Annotated in this window: 1 protein-coding gene; it reads right to left on the minus strand. The window is 64.4% G+C overall.

Annotation, left to right across the window (positions count from 1 at the left end; all coding sequences use genetic code 11):
- Positions 1-57: 57 nt before the first annotated feature.
- Entirely contained in the window at positions 58-20,658 is a 20,601-nt protein-coding gene (locus J4G43_RS52470) for a non-ribosomal peptide synthase/polyketide synthase (RefSeq protein ID WP_208089706.1), read from the minus strand.
- Positions 20,659-20,806: the final 148 nt, after the last annotated feature.

Genomic DNA, 20,806 nt, shown 5'->3' on the forward strand with positions numbered 1-20,806 from the left:
TCTTTTTGGTCGAATGCGTCGCGCAGCTCACGAGGCGCCCGCGTCAGCATCCAAGCGTCAGCCTTCCGGCGACCGCCAGCTGACCAGTCCGGCCCTCGCCGGCGAACGCGATGTCCCACCGCCAGTTACACCATGCTCAGGGACACGATCTGGCATCGATGAGCTGTTTAAGGTCGTTGATAGGCGTCGAGCCAGAACTTGGCGGTTTTCCGGGACACTCATCATAGTCACATGGTCGCCTGGAATTGGCACGGCATGAATGGTCTCCGCACTCAAAATCCGGTCCCAACCCCGCAAAGGCGAACTTGCTTCTGGACCTAGCGAAGTTTTTCGAGAACGTGTCCGACGGCTAAGAGGTCGGTTCGCGTAGAATTGGTGTATCTCAACCGGAAGGGACGGAACTTGATACAAGGCCAGCGCCCGTTGGAACTGCGTGGCCCTTTCATACGTCAGAATGTCATTGCGGAGATCACGATCCAGAGGGATCGCCCCAATTCTCTGAGCCTTTTCAAGCAGTCGGGAAATTGAATTTTGTCCAGCGAAGCGGTCGAGGATTTCGAACTTCTCGTCATCTAATTCGAGAGATTCCAGCAGTACTTCTTGTATCATTTGGGTGGGTGATGTCCTTGATGCATTTGCAAATAAAACAACGTCAATTAGGCCGATGAAGGAAACAGCTTCGTTGAGCTTTAGTAGCTGCTGCGCAATTGCATAAGCCAAGATTCCTCCTGATGAGTATCCAGAGAACCGATATGGACCTCGCGGCTGGATCTCGCGAATCGCCATGCTAGCTTGCGAGGCGATCTCTTGAACAGTTGGAAATTGAGCTGCACTGAATTGCGGCCATGGCAAACCGTAGACAGGACAGTCGACATCCATTTCTTGCGCCAAACTGGCTATATAGGAGCAATCGCCCAAACCTGTGGGAACAAAGAACAGCGGCGGCTGCGATCCGGTTTCTCGAACACAAATCAGTCCCGACCTGCTGGGCTGAGATTCCAAATGAACGTTCGATGCAAGTTCCTTTAGAGCGGGGGCTTGGAAGAGGTCGGCGGCGCTGAACTTGATCCCGAGATCGACTGCGCGACTGAGCAACTGCACCGCCAGCAGCGAGTGTCCGCCGAGTTCGAAGAAATTGTCGTGGCGCCCGACCCGCTCGAGCCCCAGAAGCTCGGCCCAGATCTCGGCCAGCGCCGTCTCGATCTCGCCCCGCGGCGGCTCGTACGTCCGACGCGCATACGCATCATCTTCCGGCGCCGGCAGCGCCTTGCGGTCGAGCTTGCCGTTCACCGTCAGCGGCAGCCCCGATAGCCGCACGAACGCCGAGGGCACCATGTAGTCCGGCAGCCGCGCACTCACATGCGCGCGCAAGGCGCCGGCCAACGTGCTTCCATCTTCCTCGTCCGAGCCGGCCTCGGGCGCGCACACCAGATAGGCCACAAGATGCTTGTCGCCGGCGCCATCCTGTTGCGCCACCACCACCGCCTCGCGCACCAACGGGTGCTCGCAAAGCCGCGCCGCAATCTCCCCGGGCTCGATCCGGAAGCCGCGGATCTTCACCTGCTCGTCGTTGCGGCCCAGGAACTCCAGATTGCCGTCCGGCAAGTACCGCGCAAGATCCCCGGTCCGGTACAGCCGGTCGCCCTCCACAAAGGGGCTGGCGATGAACCGCTCCGCCGTCAGCGCGGGCCGGTTCAGATAGCCCCGCGCAACTCCCGCCCCGCCAATGTAAAGCTCCCCCACCGCCCCAAACGGAACCGGCGCACCATGACCGTCCAGCAGATACACTCGCGTGTTGGCAATCGGACGGCCGATATGCGGCACTACGTCTTCGACGAAGAGCCGTCCCGAGGTCGCTACGACCGTAGCTTCCGTAGGCCCATAGTTGTTTATTAGCTTTAGACCCGCTGGTAGAGGCGCAGGCACACGTTGGAGACGATCACCGCCAATAAGCAAGTACTTCAATGTGGAATTTACCAGCTTATCTTCCAACACGATCGTGGCCAGCGGCGTGATCAAAAAGCCAACTCCCAGCGATTGATCACGCCACCACTTCAGCAGAAGTAGAGAATCTCCGGCCGGTGCTCTGGGCGGGAGCAGCAATGTGCTGCGGTTGTACAACGCAGACCATAGCTCCCAAGTGCTGGCATCGAATGCCATTCCAGCTGTGAGTGCACAGCTGGTTTCTGGTTGCGGACAAAACGTTTGCACATGCCATGCTACAAGATTGACCAATCCCCGATGCTCGACCATGACGCCCTTTGGGGTGCCTGTTGAGCCTGAGGTGTAGATCACATAGGCGAGATGGCGTGAGCTCAGGCCGAGGGCACGCGGGTCGGGGTTCGAGGCCGGCAGCTCGGCCCAGGCCGGTGTCGCCGTCTCGAGATCGACCACCGTCACATCCCCCAGCGCATCGCAGCCAAGCGCCGATCGTCCCGCCGCATCGGCCAGCAGCAGCTGCGGCGCGGCATCGTCGAGCACCTGGCGCAGCCGCGCCGACGGATAGGCCGGATCCAGCGGCAGGTAGGCGCCACCCGCCTTGAGGATCGCCAACAGCCCCACCACCATCGCCGGGCTGCGTTCCAGGCAGATCGCCACCGGCTGGTCCGGCCTGACCCCGAGCCCGATCAGGTGATGCGCCAGCCGGTTGGCCCGCGCATTGAGCTCGCCGTAGCTCAGGCGCTCGTCCTCGAAGACCACCGCCACCGCCTCCGGCGCCTTGCGCACCTGCTCCTCGAACAGCTCATGGATGCACTGCTGCTCAGGATACGGCGCCGCCGTCCGGTTCAGCTCCTCCAACAGATACGCGCGCTCAGCAGTCGACAGCAGATCAATCCGCCCCACCGCTTGTTGCGCATCGGCAGCCATCGCCCGCAGCAGCGCCAGCAGATAACCACGCTGCCGCTCAATGGTCACTTGATCGAATAGCGCCGTAGCATAGCCCAGCGTTCCGGCGATGACCTCGCCATGCTCACCCAGGTTCAGCTCCAGATCAAACTTGACCTGATCGTACCCATCCGCCGCCGCCTGCACCATCAGCCCGGGAAGATCGAAGGACTGAGTGGCGTTATTCTCCCAAGCCAGCATCACCTGGAACAACGGCGTGTGATCAAGATGCCGCGGCGGCTGCACGATATCCACCACCTGCTCAAACGGCAGGTCCTGATGCTCCTGCGCTCCCAAGGCCACACGCCGCGTCCGTTCCAACAGCTCCGCCACGCTCGGCGCGCCAGACAGGTCAAGCCGAAGCGCCAGGGTGTTCACGAAGAAGCCGATCAACTCTTCGATCTCGCACCGGGCTCGATTGGCGCTCGGCACCCCAATCACAAGATCGTCCTGCCCCGACAGGCGCGACAGCACCGCGGCCCACGCCGCCAACACCGTCATGAACAACGTCGTGCCACGCTGCCGGCTCAGCCGCTTTAAATCTCGTGTCAGATCCGCATCGATGATGACAGGCACACGGGCCCCGGCAAACGACTGCTGGGCCGGCCGCGGCCGGTCCGTTGGCAAGGCAAGACGGGCCGGCGCGCCAGCCAGGGTGTTGCGCCAATACTGCGCCTGGCTCTGCAGCCGCTCCCCCGACAGCCACCGCCGCTGCCAGGCAGCATAGTCCGGATACTGGATCGCAAGCGGCGGCAGCGGATCGTCTTCTCCGGCCACGAACGCCCGGTACAGCTGATTGAGTTCACGCACCAAGACGCCCAGCGACCAGCCGTCCGAGATAATATGATGCTGCGTCAGCAGGAACACATGCTCCTCATCGGAGGTGCGGATCAACCGACCGCGGATCAGCGGGCCGCGCACCAGATCGAACGCCGTGCGCGCCTCCTCCTTGCACAGCTCCGACAACGCGGCCTCTGCGTCTGGCCTGTCCCGCAGATCATGCTCCAGCACCGGCAGCGGCGCCTCCGGCGGCAGCACCTCAACCCAGGGCTTGCCCTCCGAGGTGACAAAGATGCTCCGCAGCGCCTCATGACGTGCCAACAAACGGTCAAGGCTGCGCTGCCAGGCGGTGCGGTCGAGCACGCCGCGTAGCCGCCACGCTAGCGGAATGTGATAGGTCGTGCTGCCCGCATCCAGCTGCGCCAAAAACCACAGCCGCTGTTGCGCAAACGACAGCACAAGGGGCGCTTCGCGAGACACAGCCGCTACGGCCGGCAGGTCTTGTGGACCGGTCCGACCCAACACCTCGGCAATGCTCTCCGCCAGATCGGCCAGCACTGGTTTGCCAAACAGCATCGTCAGCGGCAGCGCTACACCCACAGCCTGCGACAGCCGGCTCAGCAACCGTACCGCCAGCAGCGAGTGGCCGCCCAGTTCGAAGAAGTGGTCGTGGCGCCCGACCCGCTCGAGCCCCAGAAGCTCGGCCCAGATCTCGGCCAGCGCCGTCTCGATCTCGCCCCGCGGCGGCTCGTACGTCCGACGCGCATACGCATCATCTTCCGGCGCCGGCAGCGCCTTGCGATCCAGCTTGCCGTTCGGCGTCACGGGCAGCACCGCGAGCCGCACAAACGCAGCCGGCACCATGTGCTCCGGCAAGCGCACACTGACATGCGCCCGCAAGGTGCCGGCAAGATCAACTTCCGCAGCTTCGGCCGCATGCTCCGCCGCCGCAACCACATAGGCCACAAGATGCTTGTCGCCGGCGCCATCCTGTTGCGCCACCACCACCGCCTCGCGCACCAACGGGTGCTCGCAAAGCCGCGCCGCAATCTCCCCGGGCTCGATCCGGAAGCCGCGGATCTTCACCTGCTCGTCGTTGCGGCCCAGGAACTCCAGATTGCCGTCCGGCAAGTACCGCGCAAGATCCCCGGTCCGGTACAGCCGGTCGCCCTCCACAAAGGGGCTGGCGATGAACCGCTCCGCCGTCAGCGCGGGCCGGTTCAGATAGCCCCGCGCAACCCCCGCCCCGCCAATGTAAAGCTCCCCCACCGCCCCAAACGGAACCGGCGCATCATGACCGTCCAGCAGATACACTCGCGTGTTCGCAATCGGACGGCCGATCGGAGGCAATTGCGGCCAGCATGATGGGTCAGCAGGAAGACGGTGTTCCGTGACTACGTGGGTTTCTGCCGGCCCATACTGATTCATCAACCTCGCGCTTGGGTGTGCTTCAAACAACGACCTGAGCACTGGGGTGGCCCGCAATTGCTCACCCGCCGTATAGATCTCGCTTAAGGAGGGGAACAGCACTCGCTGCGAGGCCCAAACTTCCGCAAAATGGTCAAGCGCGACAAATGGAAGGAAAAGCCGCTCGATTTCCTCACCCCGCACAAGCTCCAGTAAGGCGGAGACGTCCGCACGGGTCTCTTCCCGCACGAGCGCGAGCACGCCACCGTCTCTCCAGCAACTGAACAATTCCTGCAACGCCACGTCGAAGTTCAGGGTTGTAAACTGAAGGGTGCGTCGTTTTGGCGAACCACTTTCCGGCGAGCACGAGAGCAAATTCAAAAGCGAGCAGTGAGACATTTCGACGCCCTTTGGGGTGCCTGTTGAGCCTGAGGTGTAGATCACATAGGCGAGATGGCGTGAGCTCAGGCCGAGGGCACGCGGGTCGGGGTTCGAGGCCGGCAGCTCGGCCCAGGCCGGTGTCGCCGTCTCGAGATCGACCACCGTCACATCCCCCAGCGCATCGCAGCCAAGCGCCGATCGTCCCGCCGCATCGGCCAGCAGCAGCTGCGGCGCGGCATCGTCGAGCACCTGGCGCAGCCGCGCCGACGGATAGGCCGGATCCAGCGGCAGGTAGGCGCCACCCGCCTTGAGGATCGCCAACAGCCCCACCACCATCGCCGGGCTGCGTTCCAGGCAGATCGCCACCGGCTGGTCCGGCCTGACCCCGAGCCCGATCAGGTGATGCGCCAGCCGGTTGGCCCGCGCATTGAGCTCGCCGTAGCTCAGGCGCTCGTCCTCGAAGACCACCGCCACCGCCTCCGGCGCCTTGCGCACCTGCTCCTCGAACAGCTCATGGATGCACTGCTGCTCAGGATACGGCGCCGCCGTCCGGTTCAGCTCCTCCAACAGATACGCGCGCTCAGCAGGTGGCAGGATATCCAGTTCGCGGACCGGCGTGTTCGGCGCATGCGCCAGCGCCTCGGCCAGTTGCTCGAGCGCCCGCTGCATGTAGCCGCAGACCCGCTCCGCAGAGATGCCCTCCACCACCTGCGCCGTCAGCCCGAGCGCCTCGCCAAAATCCTCCACCGCCAAGGTCAGCGGATAGTTGGTGCGTTCCTCCCCGCCCAGCCATTCCACGCCGGACAGCTCATCATCCGGTCCGGCGCCGGAGATTGCCGCCGGCGTGTTGTGGCGGTAGTTCAACAGCGCGCTGAACAGCGGCGCCGGCGCCGCAACGCCGCTGCAGCGTTGCGCCAGCGCCAGCGAGGCATGCTCGTGCGCCAAGAGCTCGGCCAGCCGGGCGTGCGTGGTCCGCACGCTCGCCTCGACCCCGGTCCCATCAAGATCAAGCCGCAGCGGCAGGGTGTTGATGAACAGGCCCATGGTACGGTCGCTACCAACGCCCCCATGCATGCGGCCGAACAGCAACGTGCCGAACACCACCTGCTCGCGGCCGCTGCTGCGCGCCACCACCTGCCCCCAGGCCAGATGGCATAGGCTCGCCAGGCTCACCCCAAGCCGCCGCGCCTGGCTGCGCAGCCGCGTGTGCAGCGCCTGCGGCAGCATCCGATGCGCTTCATTAACCCCGCCGCCGTCGCCGCGCACCTCGCTTAAGCCGAACGGCGTGGTCGGCTCATCGATGTCCGCCAGCATCGTCCGAAAGAACTCTTCATGCGCTTTGGCGTCCCCGCCGAGATGCGCCTGCGCCACCAGGTTGCGGAACGGCTGCGGGACTGCCAGCTCACGCTCACGTCCCTCCAGCACAGCCCGGACCTCGGCATGCATCACCTCCAACGTGGTATGATCCCCGATCAGATGATGCTGCAGCTCCAAAAGCAGCCAGCGCGCGCTGTCGGGCTCGCGCGCAATCACAAACCGCAACAGCGGCGCCCGGCCAAGATCGATGCGGTGCCGGCGCGGATCAAACCGTCTCCTGAGCTGCGCGTGGCCAGGACCGCCAGAGCCCAGCTCAACCTCGGTCACATCCAGCGGCGCCTTCCGCCACACCACCTGGGCCGGGCGCGACAGGCCCTCCCAGACATACGACGTACGCAGAATGTCGTGCCGATCCACCAGCCGCTGAACCGCGGCGAGATAGCGATCCAGCAGCCCACGCTCGGCAAACGCCATCTGCGAGACCAGCAGATACGGATCGCCCTTCGTCGCCAACAGATGATGGAACAGGATGCCGTCCTGCAGCGGCGACAACGCATAAATGTCCTGGATGTTGCCGATGCCACCGGGCACCGTGGCGACGATCCGGTCGATCTCTTCCTGCGCCAACTCGATCAGTGGCAGCATCTGCGGCGTAATCGAGCTGCTCTCTGCCGTGATCAGGTTGGCCGGGACCGCCACCTCGTGATGACACCCAAGGCTTGCGGCCAGATCGGCCAGCACCGGCCTGGCGAACAGGGTGCGCACCTCCACCCCCAGCGACAGCCGCCGCAGACGCTCCATCAGTTGTACCGCCAGCAGCGAGTGGCCGCCCAGTTCGAAGAAGTGGTCGTGGCGCCCGACCCGCTCGAGCCCCAGAAGCTCGGCCCAGATCTCGGCCAGCGCCGTCTCGATCTCGCCCCGCGGCGGCTCGTACGTCCGACGCGCATACGCATCATCTTCCGGCGCCGGCAGCGCCTTGCGATCGAGCTTGCCGTTCACCGTCAGCGGCAGCCCCGATAGCCGCACGAACGCCGAGGGCACCATGTAGTCCGGCAGCCGCGCACTCACATGCGCGCGCAAGGCGCCGGCCAACGTGCTTCCATCTTCCTCGTCCGAGCCGGCCTCGGGCGCGCACACCAGATAGGCCACAAGATGCTTGTCGCCGGCGCCATCCTGTTGCGCCACCACCACCGCCTCGCGCACCAACGGGTGCTCGCAAAGCCGCGCCGCAATCTCCCCGGGCTCGATCCGGAAGCCGCGGATCTTCACCTGCTCGTCGTTGCGGCCCAGGAACTCCAGATTGCCGTCCGGCAAGTACCGCGCAAGATCCCCGGTCCGGTACAGCCGGTCGCCCTCCACAAAGGGGCTGGCGATGAACCGCTCCGCCGTCAGCGCGGGCCGGTTCAGATAGCCCCGCGCAACTCCCGCCCCGCCAATGTAAAGCTCCCCCACCGCCCCAAACGGAACCGGCGCACCATGACCGTCCAGCAGATACACTCGCGTGTTGGCAATCGGACGGCCGATATGCGGCACTACGTCTTCGACGAAGAGCCGTCCCGAGGTCGCTACGACCGTAGCTTCCGTAGGCCCATAGTTGTTTATTAGCTTTAGACCCGCTGGTAGAGGCGCAGGCACACGTTGGAGACGATCACCGCCAATAAGCAAGTACTTCAATGTGGAATTTACCAGCTTATCTTCCAACACGATCGTGGCCAGCGGCGTGATCAAAAAGCCAACTCCCAGCGATTGATCACGCCACCACTTCAGCAGAAGTAGAGAATCTCCGGCCGGTGCTCTGGGCGGGAGCAGCAATGTGCTGCGGTTGTACAACGCAGACCATAGCTCCCAAGTGCTGGCATCGAATGCCATTCCAGCTGTGAGTGCACAGCTGGTTTCTGGTTGCGGACAAAACGTTTGCACATGCCATGCTACAAGATTGACCAATCCCCGATGCTCGACCATGACGCCCTTTGGGGTGCCTGTTGAGCCTGAGGTGTAGATCACATAGGCGAGATGGCGTGAGCTCAGGCCGAGGGCACGCGGGTCGGGGTTCGAGGCCGGCAGCTCGGCCCAGGCCGGTGTCGCCGTCTCGAGATCGACCACCGTCACATCCCCCAGCGCATCGCAGCCAAGCGCCGATCGTCCCGCCGCATCGGCCAGCAGCAGCTGCGGCGCGGCATCGTCGAGCACCTGGCGCAGCCGCGCCGACGGATAGGCCGGATCCAGCGGCAGGTAGGCGCCACCCGCCTTGAGGATCGCCAACAGCCCCACCACCATCGCCGGGCTGCGTTCCAGGCAGATCGCCACCGGCTGGTCCGGCCTGACCCCGAGCCCGATCAGGTGATGCGCCAGCCGGTTGGCCCGCGCATTGAGCTCGCCGTAGCTCAGGCGCTCGTCCTCGAAGACCACCGCCACCGCCTCCGGCGCCTTGCGCACCTGCTCCTCGAACAGCTCATGGATGCACTGCTGCTCAGGATACGGCGCCGCCGTCCGGTTCAGCTCCTCCAACAGATACGCGCGCTCAGCAGGTGGCAGGATATCCAGTTCGCGGACCGGCGTGTTCGGCGCATGCGCCAGCGCCTCGGCCAGTTGCTCGAGCGCCCGCTGCATGTAGCCGCAGACCCGCTCCGCAGAGATGCCCTCCACCACCTGCGCCGTCAGCCCGAGCGCCTCGCCAAAATCCTCCACCGCCAAGGTCAGCGGATAGTTGGTGCGTTCCTCCCCGCCCAGCCATTCCACGCCGGACAGCTCATCATCCGGTCCGGCGCCGGAGATTGCCGCCGGCGTGTTGTGGCGGTAGTTCAACAGCGCGCTGAACAGCGGCGCCGGCGCCGCAACGCCGCTGCAGCGTTGCGCCAGCGCCAGCGAGGCATGCTCGTGCGCCAAGAGCTCGGCCAGCCGGGCGTGCGTGGTCCGCACGCTCGCCTCGACCCCGGTCCCATCAAGATCAAGCCGCAGCGGCAGGGTGTTGATGAACAGGCCCATGGTACGGTCGCTACCAACGCCCCCATGCATGCGGCCGAACAGCAACGTGCCGAACACCACCTGCTCGCGGCCGCTGCTGCGCGCCACCACCTGCCCCCAGGCCAGATGGCATAGGCTCGCCAGGCTCACCCCAAGCCGCCGCGCCTGGCTGCGCAGCCGCGTGTGCAGCGCCTGCGGCAGCATCCGATGCGCTTCATTAACCCCGCCGCCGTCGCCGCGCACCTCGCTTAAGCCGAACGGCGTGGTCGGCTCATCGATGTCCGCCAGCATCGTCCGAAAGAACTCTTCATGCGCTTTGGCGTCCCCGCCGAGATGCGCCTGCGCCACCAGGTTGCGGAACGGCTGCGGGACTGCCAGCTCACGCTCACGTCCCTCCAGCACAGCCCGGACCTCGGCATGCATCACCTCCAACGTGGTATGATCCCCGATCAGATGATGCTGCAGCTCCAAAAGCAGCCAGCGCGCGCTGTCGGGCTCGCGCGCAATCACAAACCGCAACAGCGGCGCCCGGCCAAGATCGATGCGGTGCCGGCGCGGATCAAACCGTCTCCTGAGCTGCGCGTGGCCAGGACCGCCAGAGCCCAGCTCAACCTCGGTCACATCCAGCGGCGCCTTCCGCCACACCACCTGGGCCGGGCGCGACAGGCCCTCCCAGACATACGACGTACGCAGAATGTCGTGCCGATCCACCAGCCGCTGAACCGCGGCGAGATAGCGATCCAGCAGCCCACGCTCGGCAAACGCCATCTGCGAGACCAGCAGATACGGATCGCCCTTCGTCGCCAACAGATGATGGAACAGGATGCCGTCCTGCAGCGGCGACAACGCATAAATGTCCTGGATGTTGCCGATGCCACCGGGCACCGTGGCGACGATCCGGTCGATCTCTTCCTGCGCCAACTCGATCAGTGGCAGCATCTGCGGCGTAATCGAGCTGCTCTCTGCCGTGATCAGGTTGGCCGGGACCGCCACCTCGTGATGACACCCAAGGCTTGCGGCCAGATCGGCCAGCACCGGCCTGGCGAACAGGGTGCGCACCTCCACCCCCAGCGACAGCCGCCGCAGACGCTCCATCAGTTGTACCGCCAGCAGCGAGTGGCCGCCCAGTTCGAAGAAATTGTCGTGGCGCCCGACCCGCTCGAGCCCCAGAAGCTCGGCCCAGATCTCGGCCAGCGCCGTCTCGATCTCGCCCCGCGGCGGCTCGTACGTCCGACGCGCATACGCATCATCTTCCGGCGCCGGCAGCGCCTTGCGATCGAGCTTGCCGTTCACCGTCAGCGGCAGCCCCGATAGCCGCACGAACGCCGAGGGCACCATGTAGTCCGGCAGCCGCGCACTCACATGCGCGCGCAAGGCGCCGGCCAACGTGCTTCCATCTTCCTCGTCCGAGCCGGCCTCGGGCGCGCACACCAGATAGGCCACAAGATGCTTGTCGCCGGCGCCATCCTGTTGCGCCACCACCACCGCCTCGCGCACCAACGGGTGCTCGCAAAGCCGCGCCGCAATCTCCCCGGGCTCGATCCGGAAGCCGCGGATCTTCACCTGCTCGTCGTTGCGGCCCAGGAACTCCAGATTGCCGTCCGGCAAGTACCGCGCAAGATCCCCGGTCCGGTACAGCCGGTCGCCCTCCACAAAGGGGCTGGCGATGAACCGCTCCGCCGTCAGCGCGGGCCGGTTCAGATAGCCCCGCGCAACTCCCGCCCCGCCAATGTAAAGCTCCCCCACCGCCCCAAACGGAACCGGCGCACCATGACCGTCCAGCAGATACACTCGCGTGTTGGCAATCGGACGGCCGATCGGGACAGCTGCGCCATCAAAATCATCCGGGCAACTCCAGGTCGTCGCGCAGACTGTTGCTTCGGTAGGTCCATAGGCGTTCACAATAGATGCTGCAGGCAGGCCTCGGATAAGTTCGGCCCTCGGGAGCTCTCCAGCAAGAATGAGAAGTTGCGGCGCCAAATATTCCAGATTCTGGCTTCCCTGAAGCAATGCTGGAGGCAACGTCGCATGCGTGATGGCTTCGTTTCGCAGATAATCCGATAGCTCTTTAGTCGATTGACGGAGCTCATCCGCAAGCAAATGCAATGCGGCTCCTGAGCCAAATGCCATGACAATTTCCCACGCACTGGCATCAAAACCAAAGGAGGCGAACTGCACCACTCGGCTGTTCGAACAAACGCCAAAAAGCACGATCTGAGCCAACCCCAGATTGACCAATCCCCGATGCTCGACCATGACGCCCTTTGGGGTGCCTGTTGAGCCTGAGGTGTAGATCACATAGGCGAGATGGCGTGAGCTCAGGCCGAGGGCACGCGGGTCGGGGTTCGAGGCCGGCAGCTCGGCCCAGGCCGGTGTCGCCGTCTCGAGATCGACCACCGTCACATCCCCCAGCGCATCGCAGCCAAGCGCCGATCGTCCCGCCGCATCGGCCAGCAGCAGCTGCGGCGCGGCATCGTCGAGCACCTGGCGCAGCCGCGCCGACGGATAGGCCGGATCCAGCGGCAGGTAGGCGCCACCCGCCTTGAGGATCGCCAACAGCCCCACCACCATCGCCGGGCTGCGTTCCAGGCAGATCGCCACCGGCTGGTCCGGCCTGACCCCGAGCCCGATCAGGTGATGCGCCAGCCGGTTGGCCCGCGCATTGAGCTCGCCGTAGCTCAGGCGCTCGTCCTCGAAGACCACCGCCACCGCCTCCGGCGCCTTGCGCACCTGCTCCTCGAACAGCTCATGGATGCACTGCTGCTCAGGATACGGCGCCGCCGTCCGGTTCAGCTCCTCCAACAGATACGCGCGCTCAGCAGTCGACAGCAGATCAATCCGCCCCACCGCTTGTTGCGCATCGGCAGCCATCGCCCGCAGCAGCGCCAGCAGATAACCACGCTGCCGCTCAATGGTCACTTGATCGAATAGCGCCGTAGCATAGCCCAGCGTTCCGGCGATGACCTCGCCATGCTCACCCAGGTTCAGCTCCAGATCAAACTTGACCTGATCGTACCCATCCGCCGCCGCCTGCACCATCAGCCCGGGAAGATCGAAGGACTGAGTGGCGTTATTCTCCCAAGCCAGCATCACCTGGAACAACGGCGTGTGATCAAGATGCCGCGGCGGCTGCACGATATCCACCACCTGCTCAAACGGCAGGTCCTGATGCTCCTGCGCTCCCAAGGCCACACGCCGCGTCCGTTCCAACAGCTCCGCCACGCTCGGCGCGCCAGACAGGTCAAGCCGAAGCGCCAGGGTGTTCACGAAGAAGCCGATCAACTCTTCGATCTCGCACCGGGCTCGATTGGCGCTCGGCACCCCAATCACAAGATCGTCCTGCCCCGACAGGCGCGACAGCACCGCGGCCCACGCCGCCAACACCGTCATGAACAACGTCGTGCCACGCTGCCGGCTCAGCCGCTTTAAATCTCGTGTCAGATCCGCATCGATGATGACAGGCACACGGGCCCCGGCAAACGACTGCTGGGCCGGCCGCGGCCGGTCCGTTGGCAAGGCAAGACGGGCCGGCGCGCCAGCCAGGGTGTTGCGCCAATACTGCGCCTGGCTCTGCAGCCGCTCCCCCGACAGCCACCGCCGCTGCCAGGCAGCATAGTCCGGATACTGGATCGCAAGCGGCGGCAGCGGATCGTCTTCTCCGGCCACGAACGCCCGGTACAGCTGATTGAGTTCACGCACCAAGACGCCCAGCGACCAGCCGTCCGAGATAATATGATGCTGCGTCAGCAGGAACACATGCTCCTCATCGGAGGTGCGGATCAACCGACCGCGGATCAGCGGGCCGCGCACCAGATCGAACGCCGTGCGCGCCTCCTCCTTGCACAGCTCCGACAACGCGGCCTCTGCGTCTGGCCTGTCCCGCAGATCATGCTCCAGCACCGGCAGCGGCGCCTCCGGCGGCAGCACCTCAACCCAGGGCTTGCCCTCCGAGGTGACAAAGATGCTCCGCAGCGCCTCATGACGTGCCAACAAACGGTCAAGGCTGCGCTGCCAGGCGGTGCGGTCGAGCACGCCGCGTAGCCGCCACGCTAGCGGAATGTGATAGGTCGTGCTGCCCGCATCCAGCTGCGCCAAAAACCACAGCCGCTGTTGCGCAAACGACAGCACAAGGGGCGCTTCGCGAGACACAGCCGCTACGGCCGGCAGGTCTTGTGGACCGGTCCGACCCAACACCTCGGCAATGCTCTCCGCCAGATCGGCCAGCACTGGTTTGCCAAACAGCATCGTCAGCGGCAGCGCTACACCCACAGCCTGCGACAGCCGGCTCAGCAACCGTACCGCCAGCAGCGAGTGGCCGCCCAGTTCGAAGAAGTGGTCGTGGCGCCCGACCCGCTCGAGCCCCAGAAGCTCGGCCCAGATCTCGGCCAGCGCCGTCTCGATCTCGCCCCGCGGCGGCTCGTACGTCCGACGCGCATACGCATCATCTTCCGGCGCCGGCAGCGCCTTGCGATCCAGCTTGCCGTTCGGCGTCACGGGCAGCACCGCGAGCCGCACAAACGCAGCCGGCACCATGTGCTCCGGCAAGCGCACACTGACATGCGCCCGCAAGGTGCCGGCAAGATCAACTTCCGCAGCTTCGGCCGCATGCTCCGCCGCCGCAACCACATAGGCCACAAGATGCTTGTCGCCGGCGCCATCCTGTTGCGCCACCACCACCGCCTCGCGCACCAACGGGTGCTCGCAAAGCCGCGCCGCAATCTCCCCGGGCTCGATCCGGAAGCCGCGGATCTTCACCTGCTCGTCGTTGCGGCCCAGGAACTCCAGATTGCCGTCCGGCAAGTACCGCGCAAGATCCCCGGTCCGGTACAGCCGGTCGCCCTCCACAAAGGGGCTGGCGATGAACCGCTCCGCCGTCAGCGCGGGCCGGTTCAGATAGCCCCGCGCAACCCCCGCCCCGCCAATGTAAAGCTCCCCCACCGCCCCAAACGGAACCGGCTGGCCAAATCGATCCAACACGTACAACCGAAGATCGGGGATGCGCCCTCCAATCGGACTACCCGAGTTGGAAGTGTCAGACTGATCAAGCGGCCGATAGGTGACATGCACGGTCGTTTCCGTAATCCCGTACATGTTGATCAGTTTGGGGGCGCAATCGGAATGCCTTGCATACCACGGCTGCAGAATCGGTGGCTCCAGAGCCTCCCCACCAAAAACCACATATCGAATGCGGCTTCGAACACTGCTCTGAGACTTCACCTCCATGAGAGCTTTAAAGGCCGAGGGGGTCTGGTTCAGAACTGTGACGCCGGATTTGCAGATGAGATCATGGAAGTCAGAAGCAGAGCGAACCATATGGCTCGGCACGAGAACCAAACGCCCACCATAGCGCAGTGCGCCCCACAACTCCCAAACTGAGAAGTCGAACGAGAAGGAATGGAACAGGCACCATACGTCGTGTTCGTTGAAGCCATACCAGCTTTCGGTAGCCTCGAATAAACGAACTATCTGGGCATGCTCGACCATGACGCCCTTTGGGGTGCCTGTTGAGCCTGAGGTGTAGATCACATAGGCGAGATGGCGTGAGCTCAGGCCGAGGGCACGCGGGTCGGGGTTCGAGGCCGGCAGCTCGGCCCAGGCCGGTGTCGCCGTCTCGAGATCGACCACCGTCACACCCCCCAGCGCATCGCAGCCAAGCGCCGATCGTCCCGCCGCATCGGCCAGCAGCAGCTGCGGCGCGGCATCGTCGAGCACCTGGCGCAGCCGCGCCGACGGATAGGCCGGATCCAGCGGCAGGTAGGCGCCACCCGCCTTGAGGATCGCCAACAGCCCCACCACCATCGCCGGGCTGCGTTCCAGGCAGATCGCCACCGGCTGGTCCGGCCTGACCCCGAGCCCGATCAGGTGATGCGCCAGCCGGTTGGCCCGCGCATTGAGCTCGCCGTAGCTCAGGCGCTCGTCCTCGAAGACCACCGCCACCGCCTCCGGCGCCTTGCGCACCTGCTCCTCGAACAGCTCATGGATGCACTGCTGCTCAGGATACGGCGCCGCCGTCCGGTTCAGCTCCTCCAACAGATACGCGCGCTCAGCAGGTGGCAGGATATCCAGTTCGCGGACCGGCGTGTTCGGCGCATGCGCCAGCGCCTCGGCCAGTTGCTCGAGCGCCCGCTGCATGTAGCCGCAGACCCGCTCCGCAGAGATGCCCTCCACCACCTGCGCCGTCAGCCCGAGCGCCTCGCCAAAATCCTCCACCGCCAAGGTCAGCGGATAGTTGGTGCGTTCCTCCCCGCCCAGCCATTCCACGCCGGACAGCTCATCATCCGGTCCGGCGCCGGAGATTGCCGCCGGCGTGTTGTGGCGGTAGTTCAACAGCGCGCTGAACAGCGGCGCCGGCGCCGCAACGCCGCTGCAGCGTTGCGCCAGCGCCAGCGAGGCATGCTCGTGCGCCAAGAGCTCGGCCAGCCGGGCGTGCGTGGTCCGCACGCTCGCCTCGACCCCGGTCCCATCAAGATCAAGCCGCAGCGGCAGGGTGTTGATGAACAGGCCCATGGTACGGTCGCTACCAACGCCCCCATGCATGCGGCCGAACAGCAACGTGCCGAACACCACCTGCTCGCGGCCGCTGCTGCGCGCCACCACCTGCCCCCAGGCCAGATGGCATAGGCTCGCCAGGCTCACCCCAAGCCGCCGCGCCTGGCTGCGCAGCCGCGTGTGCAGCGCCTGCGGCAGCATCCGATGCGCTTCATTAACCCCGCCGCCGTCGCCGCGCACCTCGCTTAAGCCGAACGGCGTGGTCGGCTCATCGATGTCCGCCAGCATCGTCCGAAAGAACTCTTCATGCGCTTTGGCGTCCCCGCCGAGATGCGCCTGCGCCACCAGGTTGCGGAACGGCTGCGGGACTGCCAGCTCACGCTCACGTCCCTCCAGCACAGCCCGGACCTCGGCATGCATCACCTCCAACGTGGTATGATCCCCGATCAGATGATGCTGCAGCTCCAAAAGCAGCCAGCGCGCGCTGTCGGGCTCGCGCGCAATCACAAACCGCAACAGCGGCGCCCGGCCAAGATCGATGCGGTGCCGGCGCGGATCAAACCGTCTCCTGAGCTGCGCGTGGCCAGGACCGCCAGAGCCCAGCTCAACCTCGGTCACATCCAGCGGCGCCTTCCGCCACACCACCTGGGCCGGGCGCGACAGGCCCTCCCAGACATACGACGTACGCAGAATGTCGTGCCGATCCACCAGCCGCTGAACCGCGGCGAGATAGCGATCCAGCAGCCCACGCTCGGCAAACGCCATCTGCGAGACCAGCAGATACGGATCGCCCTTCGTCGCCAACAGATGATGGAACAGGATGCCGTCCTGCAGCGGCGACAACGCATAAATGTCCTGGATGTTGCCGATGCCACCGGGCACCGTGGCGACGATCCGGTCGATCTCTTCCTGCGCCAACTCGATCAGTGGCAGCATCTGCGGCGTAATCGAGCTGCTCTCTGCCGTGATCAGGTTGGCCGGGACCGCCACCTCGTGATGACACCCAAGGCTTGCGGCCAGATCGGCCAGCACCGGCCTGGCGAACAGGGTGCGCACCTCCACCCCCAGCGACAGCCGCCGCAGACGCTCCATCAGTTGTACCGCCAGCAGCGAGTGGCCGCCCAGTTCGAAGAAGTGGTCGTGGCGCCCGACCCGCTCGAGCCCCAGAAGCTCGGCCCAGATCTCGGCCAGCGCCGTCTCGATCTCGCCCCGCGGCGGCTCGTACGTCCGACGCGCATACGCATCATCTTCCGGCGCCGGCAGCGCCTTGCGATCGAGCTTGCCGTTCACCGTCAGCGGCAGCCCCGATAGCCGCACGAACGCCGAGGGCACCATGTAGTCCGGCAGCCGCGCACTCACATGCGCGCGCAAGGCGCCGGCCAACGTGCTTCCATCTTCCTCGTCCGAGCCGGCCTCGGGCGCGCACACCAGATAGGCCACAAGATGCTTGTCGCCGGCGCCATCCTGTTGCGCCACCACCACCGCCTCGCGCACCAACGGGTGCTCGCAAAGCCGCGCCGCAATCTCCCCGGGCTCGATCCGGAAGCCGCGGATCTTCACCTGCTCGTCGTTGCGGCCCAGGAACTCCAGATTGCCGTCCGGCAAGTACCGCGCAAGATCCCCGGTCCGGTACAGCCGGTCGCCCTCCACAAAGGGGCTGGCGATGAACCGCTCCGCCGTCAGCGCGGGCCGGTTCAGATAGCCCCGCGCAACTCCCGCCCCGCCAATGTAAAGCTCCCCCACCGCCCCAAACGGAACCGGCGCACCATGACCGTCCAGCAGATACACTCGCGTGTTGGCAATCGGACGGCCGATATGCGGCACTACGTCTTCGACGAAGAGCCGTCCCGAGGTCGCTACGACCGTAGCTTCCGTAGGCCCATAGTTGTTTATTAGCTTTAGACCCGCTGGTAGAGGCGCAGGCACACGTTGGAGACGATCACCGCCAATAAGCAAGTACTTCAATGTGGAATTTACCAGCTTATCTTCCAACACGATCGTGGCCAGCGGCGTGATCAAAAAGCCAACTCCCAGCGATTGATCACGCCACCACTTCAGCAGAAGTAGAGAATCTCCGGCCGGTGCTCTGGGCGGGAGCAGCAATGTGCTGCGGTTGTACAACGCAGACCATAGCTCCCAAGTGCTGGCATCGAATGCCATTCCAGCTGTGAGTGCACAGCTGGTTTCTGGTTGCGGACAAAACGTTTGCACATGCCATGCTACAAGATTGACCAATCCCCGATGCTCGACCATGACGCCCTTTGGGGTGCCTGTTGAGCCTGAGGTGTAGATCACATAGGCGAGATGGCGTGAGCTCAGGCCGAGGGCACGCGGGTCGGGGTTCGAGGCCGGCAGCTCGGCCCAGGCCGGTGTCGCCGTCTCGAGATCGACCACCGTCACATCCCCCAGCGCATCGCAGCCAAGCGCCGATCGTCCCGCCGCATCGGCCAGCAGCAGCTGCGGCGCGGCATCGTCGAGCACCTGGCGCAGCCGCGCCGACGGATAGGCCGGATCCAGCGGCAGGTAGGCGCCACCCGCCTTGAGGATCGCCAACAGCCCCACCACCATCGCCGGGCTGCGTTCCAGGCAGATCGCCACCGGCTGGTCCGGCCTGACCCCGAGCCCGATCAGGTGATGCGCCAGCCGGTTGGCCCGCGCATTGAGCTCGCCGTAGCTCAGGCGCTCGTCCTCGAAGACCACCGCCACCGCCTCCGGCGCCTTGCGCACCTGCTCCTCGAACAGCTCATGGATGCACTGCTGCTCAGGATACGGCGCCGCCGTCCGGTTCAGCTCCTCCAACAGATACGCGCGCTCAGCAGTCGACAGCAGATCAATCCGCCCCACCGCTTGTTGCGCATCGGCCATCACAGCAAACAACAAATTTTGCAAATGCTCCGTCAGGCGGTCGACCTGCCTTGGAGCCAAGCGACCTGCATCAAAGTGCCATCGGAAGCTGCCATCCAGAGCGCAAACCTCAAACGTCAAGAGATCGCCGGATAGGACCGTTTCAGAAGTCGGGCTCGAAGCTAGATCATCCGCAGCGCAACAGCTGTTTTCCGTAACAGTAACGCCCATCGGCCAAGGTCGGCGCGACCGTAGCGCCCCCATACCCCGCAACGTCGGGCAGCGCACGATAAGATCCCGCGCAAAGCTATCGTTCTCCCTCAGCTGAGCGCATTCGAAGGCGATTGCCCTGTGCACCTCTGCAAAATCACGATCAAGATCAATGGTAACTTGCATGGGCACGACAGAGGCAACAAGCATCTCCATCGACGATTTCAACCCGGCTCGCGATCCGCTCGGCGCGGGAGTCCATCCCAATTGAAGCTCTGATTCACCAGTGATGCGGGCGAGATATATCAGCCAAGCACTCAGCAAGTGTTCAGTGCGATCAACTGCCGACAACTCGGCCAAAGCAATTGGAATGAGTCGGGAACTCGACTGCCATCTGGGCGAAGCCATAGCCTCTGAAGACGACAGAAAAGGAAGCTGCGACATTTTGAACTGCTGAAGCCGCTGTCGCCAAAAATCCTCCCGAGGCGCCAGCATTTCGTGCGCAACGGTTATGCTCCGCGCCTCGTCATCGCTCAAGATCGGGAGGCGATCGCCTACATAAAGATCGCAGCGCCGCGCGAGTGTCTGCGCGTCCAAAACTTCAGCACCTAAACTGCCAAAGAAGACATAAACGTCATTTGTACCCGTCGCCACCCGCCAATGGCCGGGGTCGACTTCAACCAGGGAGCCCGCTGAAAAGCCCGAGCGGCCAGACGACACCTCCAAGCACCTGACTGCGACAACGTCATCGCCCACAAGAGCCTTAGACAGACATAACGGATTGAAATGATACAGCCCGAAATCTAAGGCGCGTGTCGTCGCTGACAGATCTTGCGCGGAGCGACCCCATCGCAGACAGCCTGCCGCATCTGGACGTCGACGTCTCGGAAAGTAACTTCTGTCCGCCAGCGCCTGCGGCCAGCTACTTAACGCCCCATTCGCTAGACCGGTTAAAAGCTCGCGGAAGCTCTCGACTGCAGCCTCATAACATTTGAGGTTCAGAGTTAACGCCGTGTCGATGGGCGCAATCAAGACTTGGCGCTGAACAACCAGGTCCCCCGTATCAACACCATCATCGATACGATGCCACGTGATGGCATATTCGGTCTCTTGGGCCAGCAGCGCCCAAGACGTCGCATGAACTCCAGCATACCGCGGTAATGGACCGTCATGATAGTTGAAAGCGCCTCGTCGTACGAGACTCATCACATCCGGTGGCAATACGAATGGGTTGGCGACGGAAAACACCCACTCCACTGACTCGGTGTTGAGCACTATCGAGAGCTCTTCAACGCTCGCGACACACAAGATATTAGCGCGAGCAGCCCAATCGCGGAATATGGCGTCGACACACAGCGCCACGCGGATGACGTGCCCCATCTCCATTGCTAGCTGAGCGCACCCAATGGCTAACGTACCGCCACCAACAAAGACCGTAGAACCGATTGGTGACACTAGGGGTCTCTGCTCATCCAAATCGCCTGCTTCGCTGCTCAACAATGCCAACCCACATGGGTCATGGAGCTAT

The sequence above is a fragment of the Bradyrhizobium barranii subsp. barranii genome (assembly GCF_017565645.3).
Classification (GTDB): Bacteria; Pseudomonadota; Alphaproteobacteria; order Rhizobiales; family Xanthobacteraceae; genus Bradyrhizobium; species Bradyrhizobium barranii.